The organism is Pseudomonas sp. CM27, from assembly GCF_013179515.1.
Classification (GTDB): Bacteria; Pseudomonadota; Gammaproteobacteria; order Pseudomonadales; family Pseudomonadaceae; genus Aquipseudomonas.
On sequence record NZ_JABMCN010000165.1, the window covers coordinates 11,254 to 13,457 of the forward strand.

The 2,204-nt window shown below is 62.2% G+C and carries 1 protein-coding gene and 1 pseudogene; both read left to right on the forward strand.

The window, feature by feature from the left end:
- Positions 1-902: pseudogene (gltB, locus tag HP547_RS19510) on the forward strand (glutamate synthase large subunit); the annotation flags it as partial.
- A gap of 122 nt (positions 903-1,024) precedes the next feature.
- Positions 1,025-2,204, forward strand: a 1,180-nt coding sequence (locus HP547_RS19515; RefSeq protein WP_172287120.1) for an FAD-dependent oxidoreductase, incomplete at its 3' end; no start/stop codon positions are given.

Genomic DNA, 2,204 nt, shown 5'->3' on the forward strand with positions numbered 1-2,204 from the left:
ACCTGACCCCGCTGCTGGGCAGCTCGCACATTCCGGCGGACAAGCCGCAGTTCTGCGAAGTCGACAGGAACCCGCCTTTCGACAAGGGTGAACTGGCCGAGAAAATGGTGGAAATGGCCATGCCGGCCATTCGCGATCAGGCCGGTGGCGAGTTCAGCCTCGATATCTGCAACTGCGACCGCTCCATCGGCGCCCGTATCTCTGGTGAAATCGCCAAGCTGTACGGCAACCAGGGCATGGCCGCCAACCCGATCACCTTCCGCTTCAAAGGCACTGCAGGGCAGAGCTTCGGCGTGTGGAACGTCGGTGGCCTTAACCTGCTGCTGGAAGGCGACGCCAATGACTACGTTGGCAAAGGCATGACCGGTGGCAAGCTCACCATCGTGCCGCCAGCCGGTAGCCCGTTCGCAACCCAGCACAGCGCCATCGTCGGCAACACCTGCCTGTACGGTGCCACTGGCGGCAAGCTGTTCGCCGCCGGTACTGCGGGCGAGCGTTTTGCTGTGCGTAACTCCGGCGCCCACGCTGTTGTCGAGGGTACTGGCGATCACTGCTGTGAATACATGACCGGCGGCTTTGTCTGCGTCCTGGGCAAGACCGGTTACAACTTCGGTTCTGGCATGACTGGCGGCTTCGCCTACGTGCTCGACATGGACAACAGCTTCGTCGACAAGCTCAACCACGAGCTGGTGGAAATCCAGCGTATCAGTGGTGAAGCGATGGAAGCCTACCGTAGCCACCTGGCGCGGGTCCTTGGCGAGTATGTGGAAGAAACCGGCAGCGAGTGGGGGCGCGAGCTCTCGGAGAACCTGGACGACTACGTGCGGCGCTTCTGGCTGGTCAAGCCGAAGGCGGCCAACCTGAAGCAACTGCTGTCCAGCACCCGTGCCAACCCGCAGTAACAACAGCTGCAAGTGGCAAGCCCCGAGCTGCACGTAGAAGCGCTCGAGGTTTGCCCGGCTTAAGTGATCGTCTTGCGGCTTGCAGCTTGTAGCTTGCAGCTGCTGTAAAGAGGTTTTGAAAAATGGCTGAACGTCTGAACAACGACTTCCAGTTCATCGAAGTGGGCCGCAAGGACCCGAAGAAAAAGCTGCTGCGCCAGCGCAAGAAGGAGTTCGTGGAAATCTACGAACCCTTCAAACCGGCGCAATCCGTGGAGCAGGCGCACCGCTGCCTGGGCTGCGGTAACCCTTACTGCGAGTGGAAGTGCCCGGTGCACAACTTCATCCCCAACTGGTTGAAGCTGGTTTCCGAAGGCAACATCCTGGCCGCGGCCGAGCTGTCGCACCAGACCAACACCCTGCCGGAAGTGTGCGGCCGGGTATGCCCGCAGGACCGGTTGTGCGAGGGTGCCTGCACCCTGAACGACGGCTTCGGCGCGGTGACCATCGGCTCGGTGGAGAAGTACATCACCGACACCGCCTTCGCCATGGGCTGGCGCCCGGACATGTCCAAGGTCAAGCCCACCGGCAAGCGCGTCGCCATCATCGGCGCAGGCCCGGCTGGGCTGGGTTGCGCCGACGTGCTGGTGCGTGCCGGGGTGACTCCGGTGGTGTTCGACAAGAACCCGGAAATCGGTGGCCTGCTGACCTTCGGCATCCCCGAGTTCAAGCTGGAAAAGACCGTGCTCAGCAACCGCCGCGAGGTGTTCACCGGCATGGGCATCGAGTTCCGCCTGAACGTCGAGGTGGGAAAGGACGTCAGCATGGGGCAACTGCTGGCCGAATACGACGCGGTGTTCATGGGCATGGGTACTTACACCTACATGAAGGGCGGCTTCCCTGGCGAGGACCTGCCAGGCGTGCATGACGCGCTGGACTTCCTGATCGCCAACGTCAACCGCAACCTGGGCTTCGAGAAGTCGCCGGAAGACTTCGTCGACATGCAGGGCAAGAAGGTCGTGGTACTGGGCGGTGGCGACACTGCGATGGACTGCAACCGCACTTCGATTCGCCAGGGCGCGCAAGCGGTAACCTGTGCCTATCGCCGTGACGAGGCCAACATGCCAGGCTCGCGCAAAGAGGTGAAGAACGCCAAGGAAGAGGGCGTGAAGTTTCTTTACAACCGCCAGCCCATCGCCATTGTCGGCGAGGACAAGGTTGAAGGCGTGAAAGTGGTCGAGACCCGTCTGGGTGAGCCGGATGCCCGTGGCCGCCGCAGCCCCGAGCCGATCCCGGGTTCCGAGGAAATCCTGCCGGCCGATG